Raw genomic sequence first — 25,275 nt, 5'->3', positions numbered from 1 at the left:
CAATAGCCGCTGCCCGCCAACCCGCTTCGAATCGACCGTTCGTCCATGCCGCTCGCTTTCCGCTCCGTGTACCGCCGTCTTGCCCCGTTCACTCTCGCTGTCATGGCCGGCGCCGTGGCCCTCGGCGCGATGCCCGACGCCTATGCACGCGGCGGCACCAAAGCCGAAGCCCAGGCGCATGCGCCGGAACGGGCGGCGAAGGGTGGCAGGAGCGCGAAGAGCGCCGCATCGTCGAAGCAGGCAAAGGCCGGACGCACAGCGAAGATCAGCGTGCCCGCCGGCCCGCTGCCCGCCTCGGTGATGACCGCGCTCGCACGGGCGCATGTGCCGCTGTCGTCGATGAGCGTCGTCGTGCAGCGGGTCGGCGCGCCGGTGCCGCTCGTGGCGATCAACGCGAACGAGCCGATGCTGCCCGCCTCCACGATGAAGCTCGTCACGACCTTTTCGGGCCTGTCGATCCTGGGCCCCGACTACCGCTGGAAGACCACCGCCTACGCCGACGGCGAACTCGATGCGCAAGGCGTGCTGCACGGCAATCTGTATATCCAGGGCACGGGCGACCCGAAGCTCGTGCCGGAGGAACTGATCGATCTCGTCGAGCAGATCCGCAAGAGCGGTATTAACGGCATCGACGGCGCGCTGGTGCTCGACAAGCGTTACTTCGACGTCTCCACGCGCGACCTGCCCGCCTTCGACAACGAGGATTCCGCGCCCTACAACGTCGGCCCGGATCCGCTGCTGTACGCGTTCAAGTCGCTGTCCTTCACGCTCACGCCGGGCACGGACGGACAGGTGGCCATCGACGTGCTGCCGCAGCTCGCGCAATTGCAGATCGACAACGAACTGCGCGTCACGCGCGGCGCGTGCGTCGGTTCGCTGCAGGCGGCGTCGCCTTCGGTGGCGCAGGTGCAGGGCGGCTTCGTGCAGGCGTCGTTCGTCGGCGACTATCCGCTGCGCTGCGGCCCGCGCACCGTCAACGTCGCGGCGCTCGATCACTCGACCTTCTTCGCGGGCGGCTTCCTCGCGTTGTGGAAGCAGGCGGGCGGCACCTTCCAGGGCACGACGCGCGAAGGTCCGACGCCGTCCAGCGCGCGGCTGGTCGGCACGCATCGCAGTCCGGTGCTGTCGGACGTGGTGCGCGACATCAACAAGTTCAGCAACAACGTGATGGCGCGCAACCTGTTCCTGACGATCGGCGCGGCGCAGCTCAAGCCGCCCGCGACCACCGCTAAATCCTCCCAGGCCATCCAGGCGTTCCTGCGCCGCAGCGCCCTGCCGATGAACGGCCTCGTGCTCGACAACGGCTCGGGTCTGTCGCGCGACGAGCACATCAGCGCGGCCTCGCTCGCCGACCTGCTGCTGGCCGCGAATGCGAGCCCGGTGGCGCAGGTGTATATCGAATCGCTGCCGATTGCAGGCGTCGACGGCACGATGCGCAACCGCCTCACCAACGCGGGCGCGCTCGGCAATGCCCACATCAAGACCGGCACGCTGCGCGACGTGCGCGCCATCGCGGGCTATGTCGGCGCGGAGAACGGCGAGAGCTATGTGGTCGTGAGCTTCATCAACGATCCGCGCGCCGAGGCCGCACGCGCCGCGCATGATGCGCTGCTCGAATGGGTCTACGAAGGCGCGCGCAAGGCGGGCGTCGTGGACTGAAGGCTGCCGGGCACGCGGCGCGCAGGCACGGCCAAGGTACCGACGACCGAAGATTTCTTCTACGAAGTCGAGTCCGGAACAATGCGTGCGGCGTGTACGCTGTCGGGCACGGCGTTCGGCAGCCTGGGCCGGATACGCTGCATCACTTAAACTCGCGGTAGCGAGGCGGGGCGAAAGGGCCGGAAAGAAAGCCCGAACGCCGCGATCGAACTATAAACACCAGAAGACGGAGACGAGGTCCATGAAGAAGCAACGCTCGATGCGCGCCGCCCTGACGCGCCTGACCCAGACCGCGACGGCCTGCGCCGCGATTGCCGTACTCGCCGCGTGCGGCGGCGGCGGTGACGACAACAACTCCACGCCCGCGGGCGGCGTCAAGCTGCAGGTGGTGTCGTTCGGCGACAGCCTGTCGGACGTCGGCACCTACGCGCCGGTCGCGGCGGCCAATTTCGGCGGCGGACGCTTCACGACGAATCCGGGCCAGGTCTGGGTCCAGAACGTCGCGCAGTACTACGGCGGCACGCTGACCCCGGCCATGACCGGCGGCTTCGGCGTCGCGCCGGTGAATCAGACCGGCCTGGGCTACGCGCAAGGCGGCTCGCGCGTCACGAACGCGATGGGCATCGGCCACGCCACCGACCCGAACAGCTACGCCGGCGCGCTGACCGTGCCGGTCTCGGCACAGGTGCAGAACTACCTGGCCGCGCATGGCAGCTTCAATGCGAACCAGCTCGTCATCGTCAACGGCGGCGCCAACGACATCCTCTACAATCTGCAGGCGCTCAAGGCCGGGGCGATCAGCCAGGCCGACGCCTTCGCCGCGATCGGACTGGCCGCGCAGCAGCTGGGCGGTATCGTCGCGTCGATCCTGAGTCACGGTGCGACCCACGTGCTGGTATCGAACGTGCCGGATATCGGTACGACGCCGCAGGGCGCCCTGAGCGACGCCGTCACGCGCGGCGCGCTCACCGCGGCATCGCAGGGCTTCAACAACGCGCTCGACCTGACGCTGCAAGGGCTGCAGATCAAGTCGAAGGTCATCTATCTGGACGTGCCGCCGAAGCTCGCGCAAATCACCGCGAACTATCAGCAACTCGGCTTCAAGGTGTCGAACACGGGCACGGCGTGCAACCTGCAGGCCATGGCCGCGGCCGCCGCGAAATACGGCGAGCCCGACCCGCAGGACTTCGCGACTTCGCTGTTCTGCTCGCCGCAGGTGCAGACCGAGGCCGGCGCGGACCAGACCTATATGTACGCCGACACCGTGCATCCGACCACGCACCTGCACGCGCTCTATGCGCAACAGGCCGAGCAGACGATCGCGGCATCGGGACTCGGGAAGTAAGCCCGCCGCGAGGCCACGCTCAAATACAAACCGCCCGGTCGATCTCGACCGGGCGGTTTTGTTTTGAAGTTTCGAATCAGGTCAGGCGTCCGCTTCGAAGGCCGCCGCCGCCCGGCCCAGCCGGTCGTTGACCGCGATCCATTCCATCGATTCAGGCAGCTTCTCGATCAGGATCCGTTCCACGTTCGCCCGATCGAGCGCGCGCAGCAGGCCGTACAGATCGCGCGCATAGCTTTGCGGATCCTCGGGCGCGGCGACGAAGTGCACGTTCGGCGCATGGGCCCACTCGCCCGCGCTCGACGCCCGCGCCACCAGTGCGATCTTCCTGCCGCTCGACCGGTCCTGCGCGGCGAGCAAGGGCGCGAGCGCCGCGAACGGCAACAGCGCGAGCGGCGTGCGCGGCGCGTAATGCGCCTTCAGCGTGCCGGATGCGCGCGGCGCCGTGGCGTCCGAACCGTCGGGCAGGCGCGGCGCCACGCCCAGCACGTCCGCGATCTGTTGCGGACTGACGTGCCCCGGACGCAACAACGCCGCAAAGCCGCGCGACAGATCCAGAATCGTCGATTCGATGCCGACATCCGCCGCACCGCCGTCGACCACATGCACCGCGCCGCCGAACTCGTCGCGCACGTGCTGCGCGGTGGTCGGGCTGACGTGTCCGAAGCGGTTCGCCGACGGCCCCGCCACGCCGCCCTGCCGCCCGGTGCCGAGACGCCGCCTATGAAACGCCGACAGCAGCTGCTGCGCCACCGGATGCGACGGACACCGCACGCCCACCGAATCCTGTCCGCCGCTCACCGCAGCCGGAATATGCGCTGCGCGCTTGAGGATCAGCGTCAACGGGCCGGGCCAGAATGCATCGATGAGCTTGCGGGCATCGGCGGGAAGCTCGCGCACCCAGTAGCCGGGATCGGCCTCGGGCGCCAGATGCACGATCACCGGATGATTCGCCGGACGGCCCTTCGCCGCATAGATGCGCGCGATGGCGTCCGGATTCTCGGCGTCGCCGCCGAGGCCATAGACCGTTTCGGTCGGGAACGCGACGAGCTCGCCGACATCGAGCAAGGCGGCCGCCTCGTCGATCTGCGCGGCGCTCGGGAAATGGAGGGTCATGGCCTGCTGCTTCGGTGAAGCTCAGTCGAGCGGAATGTGCAGCATGCGCGCGCAGTCGCGCGCCGCCGTGCGCGCTTCCTCGAGGGTCGCCGCCGTGAAGTTGATGTGCCCCATCTTGCGGCCGCGTCGCGCCTCTTCCTTGCCGTACAGATGCAGCCGCGCCGCCGGCATCGCCGCGACCTCGGTCCAGGCCGGCGGACGCGACTTGTCGCCGTCGAACCAGATGTCGCCGAGCAGGTTCAGCATCGCGGCCGGCGAATGCTGGCGCGTGTCGCCGAGCGGCATGCCGGTCATCGCGCGGACCTGCTGCTCGAACTGGCTCGTCGCGCAGGCATCGACCGTGTAGTGCCCGGAATTGTGCGGACGCGGCGCCATTTCATTGGCGATCAGCGAGCCGTCTTCCAGCACGAAGAACTCGACGCACAGCACGCCCACATAGCCGAGCTTCGCCGCGATGGTCAGCGCCGCATCCTGCGCCTGCGCGACCAGCGCGTCGGACGCATCGGGCGCGGGCACGACCGTCTTCGCGAGAATGCCGTTGACGTGCACGTTCTGCGCGAGCGGGAACACGGCCGACTTGCCGTCGCCGCCGCGCGCGATCAGCACGGACACCTCGTACTTGAGCGGCATGCGCTTTTCCAGCACGCACGGCACGCCCGCCAGCGACGCATGCGCCTCGCGCACTTCCTGCACGTTGCGCACGTTCACCTGCCCCTTGCCGTCGTAGCCCAAGCGCGCCGTCTTGAGGATGCCGGGCAGCACGGCGGCGAGTTGCTCGTCGGCCAGCGCGGCGAGTGCTTCAGTCGATTCGATCACCACGTGCGGCGCCACCGGCACGCCCGCCTGCGCGATGAAGCGCTTTTCCGCCACGCGATCCTGCGCGATCGCCACGCAGCTCGCGGCCGGGCTGACGAAGGTGCGGGACGCGAGAAATTCGAGGCTCGCGGACGGCACGTTCTCGAATTCCGTCGAGACCGCCGCGCACAGGCGGCCGAGCTCGGTGAGCGCGGTCGGGTCGTCGTAGGCGGCGCGGATGTGACGGTCCGCGACGGCGCCGGCGGGGCTCGTCGCGTCCGGATCGAGGACGGCAACGCGATAGCCCATCGACTGCGCGGCGAAGCAGAACATGCGGCCGAGCTGGCCGCCGCCCACCATGCCGAGCCAGGCGCCCGGCAGGATGGGGGAGATCGGGGAGTTATGTGGGTTCATCGTGGGGGCTGGGGGGGCTGGCGAGCGGTTCAGGAAAGCGTCGTCGGGATGATAAGTGGGAGCGCGGCCCGTTTTCGACACGCGGGCCGCGCGCGCAGTCCTTACAGCGGCGGCAGCGCCATGTCCCGCGCCGCCTGATTCTGCTTCACGCGGAATGCCGCAAGCGCATCGGCGAATTTCGCGTCCGTGGCGCTCAGGAGCGAAACCGCGAACAGCGCTGCGTTCGCCGCGCCCGCCTCGCCGATGGCGAAGGTCGCGACCGGCACGCCCTTGGGCATCTGCACGATCGAGTGCAGCGAGTCCACGCCCTTCAGATACTTGCTCGCCACCGGCACGCCCAGCACCGGCAGCGTGGTCTTGGCGGCCAGCATGCCCGGCAGATGCGCCGCGCCGCCCGCACCCGCGATGATCGCGCGCAGGCCGCGCTCGCGCGCCTGCTCCGCGTAGACGAACATCTCGTCCGGCATGCGATGCGCGGACACCACCTTCGCCTCGTAGGGCACGCCGAATTCCTGCAGGATTGCCACGGCGTGCTTCATCACGTCCCAGTCGGAACTGGAACCCATCAACACACCGACGAGCGGCGCGTCATGCACATGCGCGCCGGTCTGTACTTCGCTCATTCCGTTTCCCTTGAAATGCATGCGCCGCCGCCTGAGGATTCCGGCAAGCGGCGCCAGTCAAACTCGACCTGTTCCCGCCGACCTCAGGAGAGCGTCTGGCCGGTCAGGCGCTGCAACGCTTCCTGATACTTCTCGGAGGTCTTCGCGATCACGTCGTCCGGCAGCTTCGGCGCGGGCGGTTCCTTCTTCCACGGCTGGGTTTCGAGCCAGTCGCGCACGAATTGCTTGTCGAAGGACGGCGGATTGGTGCCGACCTGATAGCCGTCGGCGGGCCAGAAGCGCGACGAGTCGGCGGTCAGCACTTCGTCCATCAGGAACAGTTCGCCCTTGTTGTCGAGGCCGAACTCGAACTTGGTGTCCGCGATGATGATGCCGCGCGTCGCCGCGTATTCCGCCGCTTCCTGGTACAGCTGGATGGAGATGCGCCGGATAGTTGCCGACAGCTCCGTGCCGATGCGCCGTTCCATCTCGTCGTAGGTGATGTTTTCGTCGTGATGCCCCATCTCGGCCTTGGCCGCCGGCGTGAAGATAGGCTCGGGCAGCTTCTGCGCGTTCTGCAGGCCCGGCGGCAGTTCGACGCCGCACACCGCGCCCGTCGCCTGATAGTCCTTCCAGCCGCTGCCGGCGAGATAGCCGCGCACCACCGCCTCGACGAGAATCGGCTCCAGGCGCTTCACCACGACCGCGCGGCCTTCGAGCTGGGCGGCTTCGTCCGCCGTCACGACGCTCGCGGGGTCGATGCCCGTGTTGTGGTTCGGCACGATATGGCCGAGCTTGTCGAACCAGAAATCGGCCATCGTGTTCAGCACGCGGCCCTTGTTCGGGATCGGCTCGCCCATCACGACGTCGAATGCGGAAAGGCGGTCGGTCGTGACGATCAGGAGCTTGTCCTGACCGACGGCGTAGTTGTCGCGGACCTTGCCGCGGCCGAGCAGCGGCAGCGATTTGATCGTGGATTCGTATAGCGTGGACATCGTCGTGTACCGAAGAGTGCTGGAAAGGTGGGCTGCCGCCCCGGACCAGGGCGGGCCGGAAGCCGGGACGGCGGGGCAAAGCGAACGGGTCCCGTCGCCGGAACCCGTTGATTTTACTTTACAAAGACCGCGACGCTCAGCGGGCGCTCAATTCGCCTTCATTTGACGATCTGCGTTGACGATCTGCGCGAGCTCGCCGGACTTGTACTTCTCGGCGATCTTCTCGAGCGGCACCGGCTTGATCCTGCCCGCCATGCCTTCGCAGCCGAACTGCATGTAGCGCTGGCGGACAATCTCCTTGGTCGCCTCGCGGGCCGGCTTCAGATAGTCGCGCGGGTCGAATTTCGACGGATTCTCGATCAGGAAGCGGCGGATCGCGCCGGTGATCGCGAGACGCAGGTCGGTGTCGATGTTCACCTTGCGCACGCCGTGCTTGATGCCTTCCTGGATTTCCTCGACCGGCACGCCATAGGTTTCCTTCATGTCGCCGCCGAATTCGCGGATCTGCGCGAGCAGTTCCTGCGGCACCGACGACGAACCGTGCATCACCAGGTGCGTGTTCGGGATGCGCTGATGGATTTCCTTGATGCGGTCGATGGCCAGAATGTCGCCCGTCGGCTTCTTGGAGAACTTGTACGCGCCGTGCGACGTGCCGATGGCGATCGCCAGCGCATCGCACTGGGTCTGCTTGACGAAGTCGGCGGCCTGCTCGACGTCGGTGAGCAGCTGCTCGCGCGTCATCGTGCCTTCGGCGCCGTGGCCGTCTTCCTTGTCGCCCTTCATGGTTTCGAGCGAGCCCAGCACGCCCAGCTCGGCTTCGACGGTGACGCCGATCGCGTGCGAGAAGTCCACGACCTGCTTCGACACCGCGACGTTGTACTCATAGGACGCGACGCTCTTGCCGTCGGCTTCGAGCGAGCCGTCCATCATGACGCTGGTGAAGCCGGAGCGGATCGCGGCCATGCACACCGCCGGCGACTGGCCGTGATCCTGGTGCATCACGACCGGAATCTGCGGATACGACTCGACGGCCGCTTCGATCAGATGGCGCAGGAAGGCTTCGCCCGCATACTTCCGCGCGCCGGCCGACGCCTGCATGATGACGGGCGCATTCACTTCGCTGGCGGCCGCCATGATGGCCTGGACCTGCTCCAGATTGTTGACGTTGAACGCCGGGAGTCCGTAGCCGTTTTCGGCTGCGTGATCCAGCAGTTGACGCATTGATACGAGAGGCATTGTGGTGAGACTCCAAAGGTGAAACGAATTCTTTAGCGCGCACGATTCCGCTCTCCAGGCGGTTTTTCGGTTTTTTGAACGACTGACGGAGGCAACCTTCGCCTCCGTCGTCCTGCGCTTGATACCTGCGTTTGTTGCCTAGATGTGATCGCCCACGCGCACGATCTTCAGCGTGTTGGTGCCGCCCGCCGCACCCATCGGCTCGCCCACCGTCAGCACGACCATGTCGCCGCGCGCCGCATAGCCCTTCGACACCACCACTTCCAGCGCCTGATTGAGCGCAGCGTCGCGGTCCATGTTGGTGTCGATGTGCAGCGAGGTCACGTTGCGGTACAGCGCCATCGTGCGTTCGCTGGACACGCGCGGCGTCAGCGCGAAGATCGGCACATGGGTCCAGTGACGCGACATCCACAGCGCTGTGGAGCCGGATTCGGTCAGCGCCACGACCGCCTTCGCGCCCAGGTGGAACGCGGTGAACAGCGCGCCCATCGCGATGGACTGGTCGATGCGCGTGAACGTGCGGTCCAGGAAATCGCGGTCCAGCTGCGACTCCTCCGACTTCTCCGCCTCGATACACACGGCCGCCATCGTCTCGATGGTCGTCACCGGATACTTGCCCGCCGCGGTTTCGGCGGACAGCATCACGGCGTCGGTGCCGTCGAGCACGGCGTTCGCCACGTCGGACACTTCGGCGCGCGTCGGCACGGGCGCGTGGATCATCGACTCCATCATCTGCGTGGCGGTGATCACGAGCTTGTTCGACTCGCGCGCCATGCGGATCATGCGCTTCTGCAGCGCCGGCACGGCCGCGTTGCCGACTTCCACCGCCAGATCGCCGCGCGCGACCATGATGCCGTCGGACGCGTCGAGAATGCCCTGCAGCGCCGGGATGGCCTCGGCGCGCTCGATCTTCGCGATCATCTTCGGCTTGATGCCGTAGGGCGCGCCCGCGATGTTCGCGAGCTGGCGGGCCATTTCCATGTCGGTCGCGTTCTTCGGGAACGACACCGCGACGAAGTCCGCGCCGAGCGACATCGCCGTCTTGATGTCCTCCATGTCCTTCTCGGTCAACGCGGGCGCCGTGAGGCCGCCGCCCTGGCGGTTGATGCCCTTGTTGTTGGACAGCTCGCCGCCTACTTTCACGACCGTGTGCACTTCCTCGCCGATCACGCGCGTCACGTCGAGCACGATCAGGCCGTCGTTGAGCAGCAGCGTGTCGCCGGCGCGCAGGTCGCGCGGCAGGTCCTTGTAGTCGAGGCCCACGCGCTCATTGCTGCCGAGCGGGCAATTGGCGTCGAGGATGAACGGCTCGCCCGCGACGAGCATGGTCTTGCCGTTCTCGAACTTGCCGACGCGGATCTTCGGGCCTTGCAGGTCCGCCATGATCGCGACTTCGCGGCCGACCTGGCGCGCCGCTTCGCGCACGATCTCGGCGCGCTGGCGATGGTCGTCGGCGGTGCCGTGGGAGAAGTTGAAACGAACGACGTCGAGGCCGGCCTGCAGCATTTGCAGGAGGATGTCCGGGCTCGTCGAGGCCGGACCGATGGTGGCAACAATCTTGGTGGCGCGATGCATGTCTTTCCTCGTCTCTGTAGGAACGCCTGTGTTGAGGCTGCGAGCACGTTGCGCTTGCGATGAGGTGTTGCTCACCGGTTGCGCGCGCGCGCCGGTTCGTGCCGGCGTCGCTTTGTCGATGTCCTTCAATGCATGGGCGGGCATGCCGCCGATGATGACCGGCGGTGTCGCGGGAATGACGCCCTCCCCGCCGGCTTCCGCCTGCTCCGGCCGGGCCGCTTCGGCGATGACCTGGGCGGCCTCCGCGGCGGCGTCGATGGCGCCGCCCGCTTCATGTACCTCTGCCTGCGCGCCGCCGGCTTCCTGCGCGCCCTTCTTTGCTGCCTTCGCCGGACTATTGCGGGCCGCCAACGCCTCAGGCTCCGGCGCGCGATTCGAGCACTTCGACCGCCGGCAGCGTCTTGCCTTCCAGGAATTCAAGGAAGGCGCCGCCGCCCGTCGAGATGTAGCTCACCTTGTCGGCGATGTCGTACTTCGCGATGGCCGCGAGCGTGTCGCCGCCGCCCGCGATCGAGAACGCCGACGAACTGGCGATCGCCTGCGCGAGCGTCTTCGTGCCGTTGCCGAACTGGTCGAACTCGAACACGCCGACCGGGCCGTTCCAGACGATCGTGCCTGCCGTTTCCAGCTGGGCCGCGAGCGCCTTGGCCGTGTCCGGACCGATGTCGAGGATCATGTCATCGTCGGTGACGGCGGCGACCGGCTTGGTTTCCGCCTTCGCGGTGGGCGCGAATTCCTTCGCGGTGACGACGTCGCTCGGAATCGGCACCGAGGCGCCGCGCGTGCGCGCCTGCTCGATGATGTCCTTCGCCTCGCCGACGAGATCCTTCTCCGCGAGCGACTTGCCGATGTTGAGGCCGGACGCGACCATGAACGTGTTGGCGATGCCGCCGCCGACGATCAGCTGGTCCACCTTCTCCGCCAGCGACTTCAGGATGGTGAGCTTGGTCGAGACCTTCGAGCCGGCGACGATCGCCACGAGCGGGCGCTTCGGGTTGCCGAGCGCGCGGCCGAGCGCGTCGAGTTCTGCGGCCAGCAGCGGACCGGCGCACGCCACGGCCGCGTACTTCGCGATGCCGTGCGTGGTGGCTTCGGCGCGGTGCGCGGTGCCGAAGGCGTCGTTGACGTAGACGTCGCAGAGCTTCGCCATCTTCTGCGCGAGGCCGTCGTCGTTCTTTTTCTCGCCCTTGTTGCAGCGGCAGTTTTCCAGCAGCACGACCTGGCCGGGTTGCACCTGCACGCCGTCGACCCAGTCGGCGACGAGCGGCACGTCCGCGCCCAGCAGTTCCGACAGGCGCTGCGCGACCGGCGCCAGCGAATCTTCAGGCTTGAACTGGCCTTCCGTCGGACGGCCGAGGTGCGAGGTGACCATCACGGCCGCGCCGGCGTCGAGCGCCGCGCGGATCGCCGGGACCGACGCACGCACGCGCGTATCTTCGGTGATGTTGCCGGCATCGTCTTGCGGCACGTTGAGATCCGCGCGGATAAAGACACGCTTGCCGGAGACTTTGCCTTCGGCGATCAGATCGGTGAAACGCAGTACTTTCGTCATGGGAGTCAACGTAGGTAGAGAAGCGGTTCGGGCGAGAAGACCGGTGGGGAAACCGGCCGGTTCGTGGAGTCGCCGCGCACGGGCCGCCGGGCAGGACGGCTCGCGCGCGGATCAGGCTGGCGGCGAGGGCCGCGCGTCGAAAGCGGAGGCGCGGACCATGGACGGGAGGAAGGAGTCGGACAGGGGCATCCGGCGCGGGCCGCCGTCATGCGGACACGGCAGCCGGTGCGGCCGAAGCGTGCGCGACGAGGTGGACAACCGTAGCGGGGTGACTGCCGGACACACTTTCGACCTCGCTCACTCGGAAAAGACGCACATTTTAACCGATCACCCTGAATGCTTTTAGCTGGCAATCGATGATGACCCGTATTTGGCGGGGCCTCTTCGCCTCAGGCGACGAGCCGCAGCAGCGTGAACACGAGCATGCCGACGGCGATCGTGCCCATCATGCCGCGCCGCCACAGGTAATACGCGAGCGCGGCCACCGACGCCCACAGCGCATGGTTCGACAGCGCCAGCGAGATGCCCGTGGACGTTTCCAGCAGATCCGGCACGACCACGCCGGTCAGCGCCGCGGCCGGCGCGTAGCGCAGCGCGCGCTGCACGGCGGGCGGCAGCACCATGCGCTCGCCGCCGATCAGGAACAGCGTGCGCGTCAGCGCGGTGACGATGCACATCGCGATGATCGCCAGCCAGATTTGCAGCGCGCTCATCGGACGGTCCTCGCGGGGTCGGCTTTCGGGGCGGTCGAGGCTTGCGGGGCGTTTGACGTTTCCGGCGCTTTCGGGCGCGCGCGGTCGGCGATCAGGTCCGCCAACGTCCCGGCGATCAGCGCGGCGAACACCGCCAGCGGCAGGCCCAGCCGGTACGGCAGGTCGAACGACAGCAGCGCCACCACGCTCGCCACGGCCACCGCCGCGAAGGTCGAGCGCGTGGCGATCGCCGAGACGATCAGCGGCAGCAGTGCCAGCGTGCCGGCCAGTTCCAGGCCCCAGTTGTCGGGAATCAGGCTCGCCAGCAGGATGCCCAGCACCGAGGAAATCTGCCAGGAACCCCAGCTGCACGCGACCAGCCCCCAGAAGAATGCTTCCTTGCCGGGCTGCCAGCCGGTCGCGAAGTTACGCTTCGAAAACATCAGGTAGACGATGTCGCCGTTGAAATAGCCGAGCATCAGGCGGCGCTTCAGCGGCAGATAGGCGAAATGCGGCGCGAGCCCGGCGCTGAAGATCACGAAACGCAGATTGACCATCCCGGCGGTCAGCAGAATGGTCCAGAGCGGCAGCTTCGCGGCGAAGAGCGGCAGCACGGCCAGTTGCGAGGAGCCCGCGTACACCATCACGGTCATGCCGAGCGCCTGGGGCACCGTCAGGACGGACTTGGTCATTGCGATGCCGGTCACGAGGCCCCAGGAGAGCGTTGCCAGGACGGCGGGAGAGAACGTGCGCATGCCCTCGAAGAAGGCGCGGCGATTGGTGTCGGACAGCCGGTCGAACATGGATCGGGGCAAGGCCTGGAGGAAAAGCCGGACGGCGGGCCTCGAATCCCGGGGCTCGGGTTGCAGGCGCGGGCCCGGACAAGCCGCCGGAGGTTTTCGACCGCGCGGTTCGGCTGCGGCGATCGACGAGCCGGGCAAGCCGCGGCGAAAGGCAAATTATAGCGTCGTGAAAGGCGCGCCCAGATCGGTTTCGTTGCGAAAAGACGCTAAAATGACGCTCTTTCGCCGCCTTTGCGCCTCGGGCGCGCGTTCCTCCGCCGGCATGTCCCGCTCGGCGCGGCAGGAATCGCACGAAAACCCGCACGCAAACCCGCGCACGAGCGCCGTCCCTCACCGCCGGGCGGCCTGCCCGACCCCACTTGAACGAGAGCTAGGAGAACCGTATGTCAATGGCCGACCGCGACGGCAAGATCTGGATGGATGGCAAGCTGATCGACTGGCGTGATGCCAAGATCCACGTGCTGACCCATACGTTGCACTACGGCATGGGCGTATTCGAAGGCGTGCGCGCGTACAAGACCGCGCAAGGCACCGCCATTTTCCGCCTGAAGGAACACACGAAGCGCCTGCTCAACTCGGCCAAGATCTTCCAGATGGACGTGCCGTTCGACCAGGCCACGCTCGAAGCCGCGCAGCTCGAAGTCGTCAAGGAAAACAACCTGGAGTCGTGCTACCTGCGCCCGATCATCTGGGTCGGCTCGGAAAAACTCGGCGTCTCGGCCAAGGGCAACACCATCCATGTAGCCATCGCGGCGTGGCCGTGGGGCGCGTATCTCGGCGAAGACGGCCTGGCCAAGGGCATTCGCGTGAAAACGTCGTCGTTCACGCGCCATCACGTCAACGTGTCGATGGTGCGCGCCAAGGCCTCCGGCTGGTACGTGAACTCGATCCTCGCCAACCAGGAAGCCGTCACGGACGGTTATGACGAAGCGCTGCTGCTCGACGTCGACGGCTACGTCTCGGAAGGCTCGGGCGAGAACTTCTTCCTCGTGAACAACGGCAAGATCTATACGCCCGACCTGGCCTCGTGCCTGGACGGCATCACGCGCGACACGGTCATCACGCTGGCGCGCGACTTCGGCATTCCGGTGATCGAGAAGCGCATCACGCGCGACGAGGTCTACACCTGCGACGAAGCCTTCTTCACCGGCACGGCCGCCGAAGTGACGCCGATCCGCGAACTGGACAACCGCACCATCGGCGCCGGCAAGCGCGGCCCGATCACCGAGAAGCTGCAAAGCGCCTTCTTCGACGTGGTCGGCGGCAAGAACGAGAAGTACGCGAGCTGGCTCTCGAAGGTCTGAGCGAGGCTTTCACCGAAACGGCGGGCGCGCGTCCGCCGTGTACTCCCGGCCCCGGCCCGCAGACGCAACGCAAACGCAAACGCAACGCAACGCACGACACCTGACACGAGATAGCAATGAGCGACCTGAAGGAAATGCCGCTGGTGGAACTGACCGCCAAGGATCTGCCCGCTTTCTGCCCGAACCCGAAAATGCAGCGCTGGAGCACGCACCCGCGCGTGTTCATCGACGTGACGCACGGCGAAGCACGCTGCCCCTACTGCGGCACGCGCTACAAGCTGAAAGACGGCGAAGTGATCAAGGGCGGCCACTGACGCCTTCGACAGCCTCCGCGCGGGCACATGCCCGCGCTCCCACGCAACCCACGACACCCGACGACCCGCCCCAAGACGACGGGCCGCGTTTCTTTTTTGAGATCGGATAAAGACAGATGCGCCGCGCGCTGGTTATAGCACCGAACTGGATCGGTGACGCATTGATGGCGCAGCCGCTTTTCACGCTCCTGCGAAAGCTGCATCCACGCATCGCGATCGATGCCGTCGCGCCGACGTGGGTCGCGCCTGTGCTCGAGCGCATGCCCGAGATCCGCGACGTCTACGCCACTGACCTGGCGCACGGCAAGCTGCAGCTGCTGCGCCGCTGGCAACTGGCGAGCGACCTGCGCGACGTCGGCTACGACGCCGCCTACGTGCTGCCCAACTCCGTGAAGTCCGCGCTGATTCCGTGGATGGCGGGCATCAACCTGCGCATCGGCTACAAGGGCGAGAGCCGCTACGGCCTGCTGAACGTGCGGCACGCGAATCCGCCCAAGACCGAGCGCCCGCCAATGACCGCGCATTACGCGGCGCTCGCCTACGCGCCCGGCGCGAAGCTGCCGTTCGTCGACCGCTTCGCGCAGCCCGAGGCCGCCGCCCGCCCCGACGCGCAGACGCTGCCGGTGCCGCGCCTCGAAGCCGATCCGAACGAAGCCGCGCGCGTCTCGGCGCGCTTCAATCTGGATACGCGCACGCCGCTCGTCGTGTTCTGCCCGGGCGCCGAGTACGGCACGGCCAAGCGCTGGCCGCCCGAGCACTTTGCCTCGCTCGCGCAGTTCATCGCGCAGTCGTTCCCGTATGCCCGCATCGTCGCGCTGGGCTCGAAGAAGGATGCGCCGATCGCGCAGGCCATCGCGGACCGCGCGCCCAACGTGCGCAACCTGTGCGGCCAGACCTCGCTCGGCGAGGCCTGCGCGCTGATTTCGCGGGCGAGCGCGGTCGTCACCAACGATTCCGGCCTGATGCACGTCGCGGCGGCGTCGCGACGGCCGCTGGTCGCGGTCTACGGCTCGACCGACCCGCGCCATACGCCGCCCTTGTCCGATCTCGCAAAGGTACAATGGCTGCATCTTGAATGCAGTCCGTGCTTTGCCCGCGAGTGTCCGCTCGGCCATCTGAACTGCCTTCGCGAACTCACCGCCGAACAGGTTTTCGGCGACTTGCGCGGCATGCTGCTCGCGCATCGCTGAGATCCCCCATAACGGCGGTTTCGGCGGTTAGCCGCCGTGTGTGTGCGGGCGCGGACACGCGAATGTCTCCGAACGGGGGCATGCTTTGACCAATGACCGATGCAGCGCGCCGCCCTGCCGCTACCCGCGGCAGCACGGCAACACGGACGGCGCCCGCATCGAATGCCAGAGACCCACGAGCCATGCCACGTTTCGCCCGCCTCTTCGAAGCCGCCGCCGATACTCTCAATGCTTACTATCAGGCCGTCGCGGACAACAGCATCGACGCGGTCATGTCGTTGTGGCTCGACGAGGAATTCGCCACGTGTGTGTGCCCGGACGGGACGCATCTGCACGGGCTGGAGAGCATCCGCGCGGGTCTCGGCAAGCAGTTCGAAGCGCAGCCGGTGACCATCGAGCCGCTCGACATCCGCGTGTACGACAGCCTCGGCACGGTCGTCTACGCGATTGCGGAGGCGCATCAGCCGGCGGCGGCGTCGAATGGCGTGCCGCGCATGGTCTACGCGACCTACGTGATGGTTCACGAGCGCGGCGAATGGCGCATCGCGCACATCCACGCGAGCGCCATGCCGATGGAAACAGCGGGACAGTACGCGGCCAGGCTGCGGCACGGTCAGGGACCGCTGCATTAAGAAAAATGAAGCGCTGAACAAGACGTTTGTCGGGGAGGGGCCATGAAGCGCGATCCGTTGTTGACACACGATTCGTCGTTCGTGGACAAGGCGCCTGCGATGGCACTGCGCGATGCCGCACGGGCGCTCACGCCGGGCGCGGCGGACTGGCTCTACAGCGCGCCGCGCTGGCTGCCGACGAGCCATGCGCAGACCATCGTGCCCGCGCTGTTCGGCCGCAAACCCGCCGTGCAGTACCGGCGCGAACGCTGGGACACGCCGGACGGCGATTTCATCGACCTCGACTTTCTCGCGCACGACCCGGCCTCCGCACCCGCCGCGACCGCCCCGCTCTTCGTGCTGTTCCACGGCCTCGAAGGCAATTCCGACTCCCACTACGCCCGCACGATGATGGCCGCCGCCCAGGCGCGCGGCTGGCACGGCGTGGTGCCGCATTTCCGCAGCTGCAGCGGGCCGTTGAACCTGCTGCCGCGCTTCTATCACCTCGCCGACGGCGCCGAGGCCGACTGGATCCTGCGGCGGCTCGCGCAGCGGCATCGCGGGCCGATCGTCGCGGCGGGGGTGTCGCTCGGCGGCAACGTGCTGCTGCACTGGCTGTGCGAACGCGGCAGCGACGCGTCGATCATCCGCGCGGCGGCGGCCATCTCCGCGCCGCTCGACGTGCACGCGGGCGGCGAAGCGATCTCGAGCGGTTTCGGCATGGTGTACACGCGCAGCTTCCTCAAGTCGCTGAAGAAGAAGGCGCTCGCGAAGCTCGGCCAGTATCCCGGGCTGTACGACCGCGAGGCCGTGCTCGCCGCCCGTACGCTGTACGAGTTCGACAACGTGGTCACGGCGCCGGTGCACGGCTTCCGCGACACCAACCACTACTGGTCGACGGCGACGGTCCGCGCCCATCTGAAGCATGTGGACGTGCCCGCCTTGCTGCTGAACGCGCGCAACGACCCGTTCCTGCCGGAATTCGCGCTGCCGTCGCAAGCGGAAGTCTCGGCGTGCGTCACGCTCGATCAGCCGAATCATGGCGGGCACGTCGGCTTCATGACCGGGCCGTTTCCGGGCCGCATCGACTGGCTGTCGCTGCGCGTGTTCGGCTATCTGGAGCAATTCGTTTCGTGACCGATCATGGATGACATCGTCAGGCAGGCACTCGCCAAATGGCCCAACGTTCCGCATTGCACGGGCTGGCTGATGCTGGACCGGCGCGGCCAGTGGCGCATGCGCGACGACGCCGCGCAAGCCGCCGGAGAACCCGGCACGCCGATCCGCCACGACGCGCTGCTCGGCTTCATCAACCGCAACTACGAATGCGACGCCGATGGTCAGTGGTTCTTCCAGAACGGGCCGCAGCGGGTGTATGTCGAGCTGGGCTATACGCCGTGGATCGTGCGTCTGCTGGACGTGGACGGGCGCCTGCGCCTGACGGATCAGGCCGGCGCCGACTTCGAGCCGGCGCGCGTGTGGCTCGATGACGAAGGCAACATCCTGTTCTCGGACGACGCCACGCCCGCGCGCATCGCGGCGCTGCACGACCATGATCTCGAACTCTTCGCGAACCACGCATCGCTCGATGAAGCCGGCGCGAGCGGCGTGTTCCACTGGCGCGCCGGCGCTGATCTCCCCGTCAGCCCGATTGCACGCGCACAGGTCGCGGAACGCTTCGGCTTCGTGACGAGTCCGGCGGCGCGGGCCGCGGCGGCGGGCTGACTAGCCGTTCTTCTCCTGTTCGCGCTCTTCCTTGTAGCGCGCCTCGAAGTCATGCAGACGCGCCGAGATGGCGGACAGATCGTAGAAGCTGGCGTTCTTCACGTCGCGCGCCTCCTTCAGCTGACGAATCGCGGACGGCCACGCGCCGTCCAGCGCGAGCTTTTCCGCCATGGCCTGATGCTGTTGCAACGGGTCGTCGAGCCCCTTGCTCGCCTGCGCGAGATAGAGCCACCAGTCGGGGCGCGTCGGCTCCGCGCGGGTTTCCTGGCGCGCGAGCGTCTGCGCTTCGCCATAGCGGTGCGCGGCCAGCAGTGATTGCAATTCCACATCCAGCGCGGCGTGCGACTCGGGCCAGCGCTTTCTTGCGTTCGCCGCCAGCCGGATGGCATCGTCCAGCCGGCCGGCGCGCCGTGCGATGTCGGCGGCGAGCACGTCCAGGCTCGGCGAACTGCGAACGGGCGCCGGAGCGGCCGGCGTTTTCGGTGGGGGCGCGGCGCCGCCTTCGATACGCACCGGCGCCAGCGCGATATCGCCGACGGACCGCGCCTGAGGCACGGACGCAGGCTTCGGCTGAGCGGCCACGCGGCCGAGATCGAGCGACGCGTGCGTGCGGTCGAGCGGTGTCGCGGTCGTCAGCGAATCCGCGTTGCGCAGCGACGGGCTCGCATCGGCGGCGGTTGCGGTACGCGGTGGCGGCGGCGCAGGCCTGACGCCCGATGCCGCCGTGCCCGTCCCCTTCGCGTTCTCCTGCCGAACCTGCGCCGACGCCGCCGCGCTGCTCGCTTCCTCCCCCTCGAAGAGCTTGCGCGCGCGGGCGAGCGCTTCGTCGGCGGCGGCGTAATCGCCGGTCAGGGTTTGCGCCAGCGCAATGCCATACCAGTTCGCGGCGGGATTGAGCGCGGTCTGATCGTCGATTTCGGCCTTCAGGCGGCTCGCCACCTCGCGATAGTCGCTTGCGAAATTCACTTGCAGCACGCGGGCGCGGGCACGCACGAACGCATACTCGGCGGACTGGCGCGGCTGCCGGTACGGCACGCGGCGCGCGCGGCCTTCCATGTCGGCGATGCGCTCGGTGGTGAGCGGGTGGGTGCGCACATAGGGCGGCACGCCGTTGTCGGCCATCGTCGAGCGGTCGAGACGTTCGAAGAACGCGGCCATCGCATACGGATCGTAGCCTGCCGCCGCCAGCATCTGGAAGCCGACGCGATCGGCCTCGTGCTCGGCTGCGCGCGAGAAGCGCAACTGGTTGTCGACGGCCAGCGCCTGGCCGCCCATCGCGAGCCCCATGCCGAGATCGCCGCTGTGCGCGAGCAGGCCCGCGAGCAGCCCGGCCAGCATGCCGGCGAGCGCGGTGTAGCTGTTCTTTTCCTGTGCGCCGAGCATGCGCGCGATGTGCCGCTGGAGCACGTGCCCCATTTCATGACCGATGACCGACGCCAGTTCCGATTCGGTCTGGGTCGCCGCGATCAGCCCCGTATTCACGCCGATGAAACCGCCGGGCATCGAAAACGCATTGATCTGGGCGTCGCGTACGGCAAACAGGTCGAAGTCCGGCCGATAGCCGCCGAGATACTGCGTCGCGGCCGCGGCGGACAGTTTGGAGGAGACGGAATCGAGGTAGTCGCGGATCAGCCAGTCGTCGAGATAGTCGGGATCGGCGCGTACTTCGCGCATCGCCCGTTCGCCGACGCGGCGTTCGGCTTGCGGCGTCAGCGAGCCGCCGGAGCCGTCGCCGAGATCGGGCAATTGCACCGACGAGAGCGGTGCGCGCAGGCCGGACATCGTGCCCGGCCGATTGGCGAAGCGGCTTTCCGCGCCGCCATAGACGCCGAAGACGCCTTCCGCGACGTTGCCGGGTACGTCGCCGGGGTTGCTGCCTTCCTGCGCCGAACGGAGTTGCGACGCAGCCAGCGTCCCGGTGCCGCCGATCGTGTTCGTAGTGTTGGCGGTGTTCGCGCTTCTGATGGGCGTGGCGGATTGCGCCAGCACGGCGGGCGGCGCGGCGAGGACTACGCACAGCAGGAAGACGAGCACGCGGCTCGGACGTGTCGAAGGCATGACGCGAAGGCGATGCGGAACCGGCGGCCGGCTGGAAAAAGGGAACGGGCTTATCGTATCAAGTGTAGGGCGCGCGGCGGCCGGATTTGCGGCCTGCCTGCTGCATGAGTGTTGATGCAAACGGGGTCCGCGGGCCGGGAACCGCGCGTCTTCACGCTGTTATGATAGGCGCCCATTTCGAAGGAGACGCCATGTCCGGACTCACCCATTTCGATGCCGCCGGCGAGGCGCACATGGTCGATGTCGGCGCAAAGGACGAGACGCGCCGTGTCGCGGTTGCGCGCGGTTCGATTGTGATGCTCGATGCCACGCTCACGCTGATTCGCGAAGGGCGCGCGAAGAAAGGCGATGTGCTGGGCGTCGCGCGCATTGCGGCGATCCAGGGCGCCAAGCGCACCGCCGATCTCATTCCGCTATGCCATCCGCTCGCGCTCACGCGGGTTGCGGTGGATTTTTCGATCGACGAGACGCTGCCCGGCGTGCATTGCGAAGTGCGCGTGGAGACGGTCGGGCGCACCGGGGTCGAGATGGAAGCGCTGACCGCCGTGCAGGTCGGATTGCTGACGATTTATGACATGTGCAAGGCGGTCGATCGCGGCATGACCATCAACAACGTGCGGGTCATGGAGAAGCATGGGGGGAAGTCGGGGGATTGGGTGGCGGCGTAAGCGAACGGCAATACGCTCACGCGCCCTTCAGGATCAGATCCGCCGCGCGTTCCGCGATCATGATTGTCGGCGCGTTGGTATTGCCGCTCGTCACGACCGGCATCACTGAGGCATCCACCACACGCAGCCCGCTTACGCCGTGCACCCGGAGTTCCGGATCCACGACCGATAACGCGTCGTTGCCCATTCTGGCCGTGCCGACTTGATGCGCGGCCGTCGTCCCGGTCTTCTTGACGAAGCTTTCCATTTCCGCCTGAGTCGTCACTGATGGTCCCGGTGCGACTTCCACGGCATGCCACGACTCGAATTCCGGCTGGCGCATCACTTCCCGGACCTGCAGCGCATAGCGTGCTACGACTTCGACGTCGTAGGGATCGGCGCAGGCATTCGGGTTCATCAGCGGATAGGCGAGAGGATCGGCGCTCGCAAGGCGCACACTGCCACGGCTCTTTGGCGCCAACACAGTGGGAACGAGCGTGAATCCCTGCGTCACCGAGGGATAGCCGTCGATCGGAAAGGTGTTCGTGGAGAGAAGAACCTGGCCGTCTGGTCCTTCCTGTGACGGCGCGCTCTTGAAAAAAACCGTTGCCTCCATTCCCGTGGTCACGGACGGCGTATTTTTCCGAGCCGTCTGCCATACGGTCCAGCACGTCAGTTGATCGTGAAGATTTTCACCCACGCCAGGCAGATCGACCACTGTGCGGATACCGTGCGTTTCCAGATGAGGTCGCGCCCCGATACCCGAATGCAGCAACACTGCGGGTGTCATGATGGATCCGGCGCACAACAACGTCTCCCGGCCCGCATATGCGACGAAGGTCTCGCCACGGCACGTGAAACGCACACCGAGCACCCGCGCACCCTGCATCTCCAGATCCAACACGCGCGCGTTCGTCAGAACCGTGAGCTTCGGACACGGCAGCAGCGGAGCGACGTAGCACGTCCAGGCGCTCGCACGTTGACCATCGGGAAGGATGGTCAGCTGTGACAGGCTTGCACCCGTGTTGTCCGTGCCGTCGTTGTAATCCGCGGGAGCGGGCATTCCCGAAGCCGCCGCCGCCGACACGAAATCCTGCGCGAGGGCGGTCATGGCAGGACGTCCAATCTGCAAGGGTCCATCATGCCCGTGGACGCCTGAGGGATCGTCGAGCCTGAAATTCTCCATCCTGCGGAAATAGGGCTCCACGTCACGCCACGCCCATCCCGTCGCGCCCTCGCTGGCCCAATGGTCGAAGTCCGCGGGTAAGCCACGCACGTACATCATGCCGTTGATCGAACTGCTGCCGCCGAACGTCTTGCCCCTCGACCAGCCGATCCGTTGATCGGCCGAGAACACCTGCTGCGTGGTCTCGAAACTCCAGTCCACTGTGCTGCCATACAACTGCGTGACGAGCGACGGGTCATGGATGGCGGGCAGCGCATCCGTTGGACCGGCCTCCAATGCAAGCACGCTAAAGCCCGCGTCGACGATTCGGCGAATCAGTACCGAACCGGCCGAGCCCGTGCCGACGACAATGTAGTCATACTGCCCGCCCCCGCCTCTGAGGGAGTCGGCGGGACTCGTGTGCCCGCACCCCCACAGTGAAAGCGCGCCGCCCACTTCGAGCAGGCGCCGAAGAAAGTCACGACGAAAGCGGTCTTGAATAGGCGCCATGAAGAGGTCCGTGTGGAATGTCCACACCCGACAGGCGGCGCGATGTCAATCATCCGGTCCGGTTGGACTCGGATTCCATGTGCCACGTCCGACCGTGAGGCTTGTACGAAGGCGCTCTCGCTGATTCGTCCCGGCTTCCAGGCGATCGCGAAATGCTCCAATCGCCTAGATTAACCCGAATCGGACCTTTAGATCGAAATATCGAATTTCATTAACTCATTGACGCATAAATTGAAATTTTCATACGCTTTATACTGATTTCGATCGCTTTACGGTGAAAAGCCGCCCTTCGTCGCCTCGGCCCGTGAAACGCTCAATCACCATCCTCATCATCCCCGTCCGCCGAGGCCGGCTCGTCCTTCGGCACCCCGTATAGCCTGACCAGATCCGCCTTGAACGCGGTAAGCGGCGTGCCCGCCTCATCGATCAATCCATACACCGCCGCCAGTTGCTTGGGCCAGTCGTGCAGCTCGGTCGCGAAGATCTTGAGACGGGCCATCGTATCGAGCGCCTCGGTCTTCTGTCCGGCGAGCGCCTGAAGCACCGCATAGCGGCGCAACACCGTCTCGCCCGGCAACAGCGCGATTGCCTTACGATGCGCCGCAAGCTTCGCCTGCACGTTCTGCGCGTTGATGGGCAAGAGCGTCGCCGCCCCATACTCGCCCCACGCCGTGAACAGGAACGACGGCGCGTCACGATATTGCTCCGCCGGCCGCGACCCGTAGTACAGCACCTCGGCGCGGTTGTAGTCGCGCAGTGTCGGATACAGCGCGGCCAGCCCGCCCAGCACCAGCACGACATACACGCCGTACGACACCGGCCGCGCGACGAGCCGTAACGGCCGCGTGTCCAGCAGGCCGATGACGAGCATCGCCGGCATCAGGAAGAACATGTACTGCTGCGGATATTCGACGAGCGCATGCATCATCAGCACGCCGAGCAGCGACAGCCCGAAAATCCGCGCCGGCGTATGCGGCGCCCGCAGCACGCGAATCAACCAGAACACGACGCCCGCGACGAGTATCGCCACGCCGAGCACACCCGTCTTCGCAAGCAGGTCGATGAAAATGTCGTGCGCATTGTTGGCAATCTCGACGCCGCCGAGCTCGCGGACAATCTCAAACTGATAGCGCGGAAATTCCCCCCAGCCGACGCCCAGCAGCGGATGCGTCCTGAACATCGTCCAGCCGTACTTCCACAACGCAAGACGCGGCGCGATCTGGTTGGCGTCCTGCATGCGTTCCGCCGCCGACTGCGCAAGACCGAAGTCGTAGCGGGTATTGGCCCAGCGCACCGCCGCATTGACCGCGAAGAACACGACGGCGAGCAGCAGCGGCACGAGCCACGCGCGCAGGTCGCGCTTGCCCGGTCCGTCGAAGCCGTCCGACGCGCGCGGCCTTCCCTGCACCCACGCCATCCACAAGCCGCCGACGACGATCACCGCCGTCTGCAGCCACGGCCCGCGCGACACCGTCAAGGCCAGTCCGAGCGAGTACACCACCGACACCGCCACCCACACCACGAGCGGCAGCCGACGCGTCTGCACGAAGAACAGCGCGCCCGCCATGGCGAAGGCAATGACCGTGGCCAGGTGATTCGCCTGCGCCATGTTGCCGAACGGACGCCGCTCGATCATGACGTTGTAGGCCACCACGAAGGGCGTGAACTTCACCTCGAGATGCAGCAGCTGCACGGCTTGGCAGAACACCGCAAACAGTCCGCCGAGCATCAGCGCCGCCGCGCCCACGCGCAGCGCCTTCTCGCCGAGCCCCGCGCGCACCAGCCCGAAGCCCGTATGCACGGCGACGAACGACGCCAGCAGATAGGCGCCGCCCAGCCAGTTCATGGAGGGCTGTGCGATTGGCAGCAGCACCGTCTGGGCGACCAGCAGCACGCCGAAGGCAAGCGGCATCAACGCGACGACGGGCGAGGCGAACGACACCTTCGGCTCCGCCACGCGCACCAGCAGCGCCACGGTTGCGCCGAGCGCCAGGTAGAGCGCGAGCGCACTGTATTCGGCGTAGAAAGTCGGGATCGGATACGTGTGGTTGACGACGGCGAAAGGGATCGTCAACGCCAGACACAGGACCGCAAAACAAAGGTAACGCGCGAATTGGGAAGGCATGAGGGACTGGGAACGTCGGGAACCGGCGCACTATACAAAACTTTGTCCCCGCTGTCCGTCGAACGAACGGATTTACGACGAAAACCCCGCCTTTGCCGCAAAAACGACCCGCAGGGCGCGGCGGCCCCGTAAATGCTGCCGCCGCGCTTCGCTGCTCTCTTTACTGCGGTGTCCCGCTTCGCGCCGCCCGACTCATAGGCCCCTCACGCGCGGCACTCTGGCGGCGCAAGATTGGCCGGCAAGGTGGCCGGATCGACCGGCAACGGCCCCGAGCCCGGCGCCGGCAAGGACGAGACAGTCTTCGCCGCCGCAAAGCATTCCCACGTGACCGAGCCCGCCTGCACCACGCCGCGACTGAGCGTCACGCGTGCGGTGGGAGTCTCGGCGTTGTCCGGCGTGGACGGCACCAGCACGAGCGTGTTCGAGCCCGCCGGCGCGACGCGGGTCGAATACGAGATCGTGATCTGCCCCGTGTCGCTATCGACGTGAATGGATTCGACATTGCGCGTACCCGGCGGCGACGCGTAGCCGCCCGCGAAATCCGCCCCGCTGGCCGCGTTCTCGGCCACCGCCAGCCGCGCCGATGCCGCCAGCGCGATGCCCTCGCCCACCCGGCTGCGCGCCAGATAATCCTGATAGGCAGGAATCGCATAGGCCGCGACCACGCCCACGATGGCCAGCACGATCATCAGCTCGATGAGCGTGAAGCCCCGCACCAGCATGTCCCTTGCCCGTCCCAACCACCACACGCGCGCCTCGCGCGGCGCGTGCATCACACCCAGCACCAACGTTGTCATCTCAGCTCCCGGAAAAACGAAAAAAGCGCCCTGCCGCGCAATGCGGAC

22 protein-coding genes are annotated in these 25,275 nt (G+C 66.9%); 9 read left to right on the top strand and 13 right to left on the bottom strand.

Features of this window, described 5'->3' with window-relative positions:
- The first annotated feature begins 45 nt into the window (after positions 1–45).
- Together dacB and QCE83_RS02200 are read left to right on the top strand one after the other, a co-directional pair.
- Complete coding sequence (dacB, locus tag QCE83_RS02205; protein WP_309807360.1) at positions 46–1,659, top strand: D-alanyl-D-alanine carboxypeptidase/D-alanyl-D-alanine-endopeptidase; 1,614 nt, start codon at positions 46–48, stop codon at positions 1,657–1,659.
- Positions 1,660–1,900: 241 nt separating this feature from the next.
- Entirely contained in the window at positions 1,901–3,004 is a 1,104-nt protein-coding gene (locus tag QCE83_RS02200) for an SGNH/GDSL hydrolase family protein (RefSeq protein WP_309807359.1), read from the top strand.
- Between the two features lie 81 nt (positions 3,005–3,085).
- On the opposite strand, the gene QCE83_RS02195 is transcribed toward QCE83_RS02200, so the two are convergent.
- The 9 genes from QCE83_RS02195 to QCE83_RS02155 all read right to left on the bottom strand — a co-directional run bounded on the left by QCE83_RS02195 (position 3,086) and on the right by QCE83_RS02155 (position 12,781).
- Entirely contained in the window at positions 3,086–4,117 is a 1,032-nt protein-coding gene (locus QCE83_RS02195; protein WP_309807358.1) for an L-threonylcarbamoyladenylate synthase, read from the bottom strand.
- Between the two features lie 21 nt (positions 4,118–4,138).
- On the bottom strand, positions 4,139–5,326 hold the full coding sequence (locus QCE83_RS02190; RefSeq protein WP_309807357.1) for a 5-(carboxyamino)imidazole ribonucleotide synthase: 1,188 nt from the start codon (positions 5,324–5,326) through the stop codon (positions 4,139–4,141).
- A 101-nt stretch (positions 5,327–5,427) separates the two neighbouring features.
- Positions 5,428–5,949 (bottom strand): 5-(carboxyamino)imidazole ribonucleotide mutase, encoded by a 522-nt coding sequence (gene purE, locus QCE83_RS02185; RefSeq protein ID WP_309807356.1) that lies wholly within the window; start codon positions 5,947–5,949, stop codon positions 5,428–5,430.
- 83 nt (positions 5,950–6,032) lie between these two features.
- Entirely contained in the window at positions 6,033–6,923 is an 891-nt protein-coding gene (locus tag QCE83_RS02180; protein WP_309807355.1) for a phosphoribosylaminoimidazolesuccinocarboxamide synthase, read from the bottom strand.
- A gap of 147 nt (positions 6,924–7,070) precedes the next feature.
- Positions 7,071–8,159: a class II fructose-bisphosphate aldolase gene (gene fba, locus QCE83_RS02175; protein WP_309807353.1), complete on the bottom strand. Its 1,089-nt coding sequence runs from the start codon at positions 8,157–8,159 to the stop codon at positions 7,071–7,073.
- 138 nt (positions 8,160–8,297) lie between these two features.
- Positions 8,298–9,734 carry a pyruvate kinase gene (gene pyk / locus QCE83_RS02170; protein ID WP_309811396.1) on the bottom strand — a complete coding sequence of 479 codons (1,437 nt, stop codon included), beginning with the start codon at positions 9,732–9,734 and terminating at the stop codon, positions 8,298–8,300.
- A gap of 355 nt (positions 9,735–10,089) precedes the next feature.
- Complete coding sequence (locus QCE83_RS02165; RefSeq protein WP_309807351.1) at positions 10,090–11,286, bottom strand: phosphoglycerate kinase; 1,197 nt, start codon at positions 11,284–11,286, stop codon at positions 10,090–10,092.
- Between the two features lie 389 nt (positions 11,287–11,675).
- Positions 11,676–11,999, bottom strand: coding sequence for an AzlD domain-containing protein (locus QCE83_RS02160; protein WP_309807350.1), 324 nt, complete (start codon positions 11,997–11,999; stop codon positions 11,676–11,678).
- Positions 11,996–12,781 (bottom strand): AzlC family ABC transporter permease, encoded by a 786-nt coding sequence (locus QCE83_RS02155; RefSeq protein ID WP_309807349.1) that lies wholly within the window; start codon positions 12,779–12,781, stop codon positions 11,996–11,998. The genes QCE83_RS02160 and QCE83_RS02155 overlap by 4 nt, the downstream gene beginning before the upstream one ends.
- Before the next feature lie 383 nt (positions 12,782–13,164).
- On the opposite strand from QCE83_RS02155, the gene QCE83_RS02150 reads away from it, so the two are divergent.
- From QCE83_RS02150 to QCE83_RS02125, 6 genes are all read left to right on the top strand, one after another.
- Positions 13,165–14,085, top strand: a complete 921-nt coding sequence (locus tag QCE83_RS02150; RefSeq protein ID WP_309807347.1) for a branched-chain amino acid transaminase — start codon at positions 13,165–13,167, stop codon at positions 14,083–14,085.
- A gap of 116 nt (positions 14,086–14,201) precedes the next feature.
- Positions 14,202–14,399, top strand: a complete 198-nt coding sequence (locus QCE83_RS02145) for a zinc-finger domain-containing protein (protein WP_309807346.1) — start codon at positions 14,202–14,204, stop codon at positions 14,397–14,399.
- Between the two features lie 116 nt (positions 14,400–14,515).
- Positions 14,516–15,589 (top strand): lipopolysaccharide heptosyltransferase II, encoded by a 1,074-nt coding sequence (waaF, locus tag QCE83_RS02140; protein ID WP_309807344.1) that lies wholly within the window; start codon positions 14,516–14,518, stop codon positions 15,587–15,589.
- Between the two features lie 182 nt (positions 15,590–15,771).
- Positions 15,772–16,221, top strand: coding sequence for a nuclear transport factor 2 family protein (locus QCE83_RS02135; RefSeq protein ID WP_309807343.1), 450 nt, complete (start codon positions 15,772–15,774; stop codon positions 16,219–16,221).
- Between the two features lie 42 nt (positions 16,222–16,263).
- Positions 16,264–17,337, top strand: a complete 1,074-nt coding sequence (locus QCE83_RS02130; RefSeq protein ID WP_404984109.1) for a YheT family hydrolase — start codon at positions 16,264–16,266, stop codon at positions 17,335–17,337.
- Positions 17,338–17,343: 6 nt separating this feature from the next.
- Positions 17,344–17,925, top strand: coding sequence for a DUF2946 family protein (locus QCE83_RS02125; RefSeq protein WP_309807342.1), 582 nt, complete (start codon positions 17,344–17,346; stop codon positions 17,923–17,925).
- On the opposite strand, the gene QCE83_RS02120 is transcribed toward QCE83_RS02125, so the two are convergent.
- Positions 17,926–19,983: a M48 family metalloprotease gene (locus tag QCE83_RS02120; RefSeq protein ID WP_309807341.1), complete on the bottom strand. Its 2,058-nt coding sequence runs from the start codon at positions 19,981–19,983 to the stop codon at positions 17,926–17,928.
- Positions 19,984–20,174: 191 nt separating this feature from the next.
- Between QCE83_RS02120 and moaC the strand changes: the two genes are divergently transcribed.
- On the top strand, positions 20,175–20,651 hold the full coding sequence (gene moaC / locus QCE83_RS02115; protein WP_309807340.1) for a cyclic pyranopterin monophosphate synthase MoaC: 477 nt from the start codon (positions 20,175–20,177) through the stop codon (positions 20,649–20,651).
- A gap of 16 nt (positions 20,652–20,667) precedes the next feature.
- On the opposite strand, the gene QCE83_RS02110 is transcribed toward moaC, so the two are convergent.
- The 3 genes from QCE83_RS02110 to QCE83_RS02100 form a co-directional block, all read right to left on the bottom strand.
- Positions 20,668–22,305, bottom strand: a complete 1,638-nt coding sequence (locus QCE83_RS02110; protein ID WP_309807338.1) for a GMC family oxidoreductase N-terminal domain-containing protein — start codon at positions 22,303–22,305, stop codon at positions 20,668–20,670.
- A 313-nt stretch (positions 22,306–22,618) separates the two neighbouring features.
- Complete coding sequence (locus QCE83_RS02105) at positions 22,619–24,430, bottom strand: Wzy polymerase domain-containing protein (protein ID WP_309807336.1); 1,812 nt, start codon at positions 24,428–24,430, stop codon at positions 22,619–22,621.
- A 203-nt stretch (positions 24,431–24,633) separates the two neighbouring features.
- The gene (locus QCE83_RS02100) at positions 24,634–25,227 is read right to left on the bottom strand and encodes a pilin (protein ID WP_404984108.1); all 594 of its coding nucleotides are present in this window, start codon (positions 25,225–25,227) and stop codon (positions 24,634–24,636) included.
- Positions 25,228–25,275 lie beyond the last annotated feature (48 nt).

This window comes from Caballeronia sp. LZ034LL (assembly GCF_031451215.1).
Taxonomy (GTDB): Bacteria; Pseudomonadota; Gammaproteobacteria; order Burkholderiales; family Burkholderiaceae; genus Caballeronia.
This window is presented reverse-complemented; position numbering and strand designations above follow the sequence as displayed.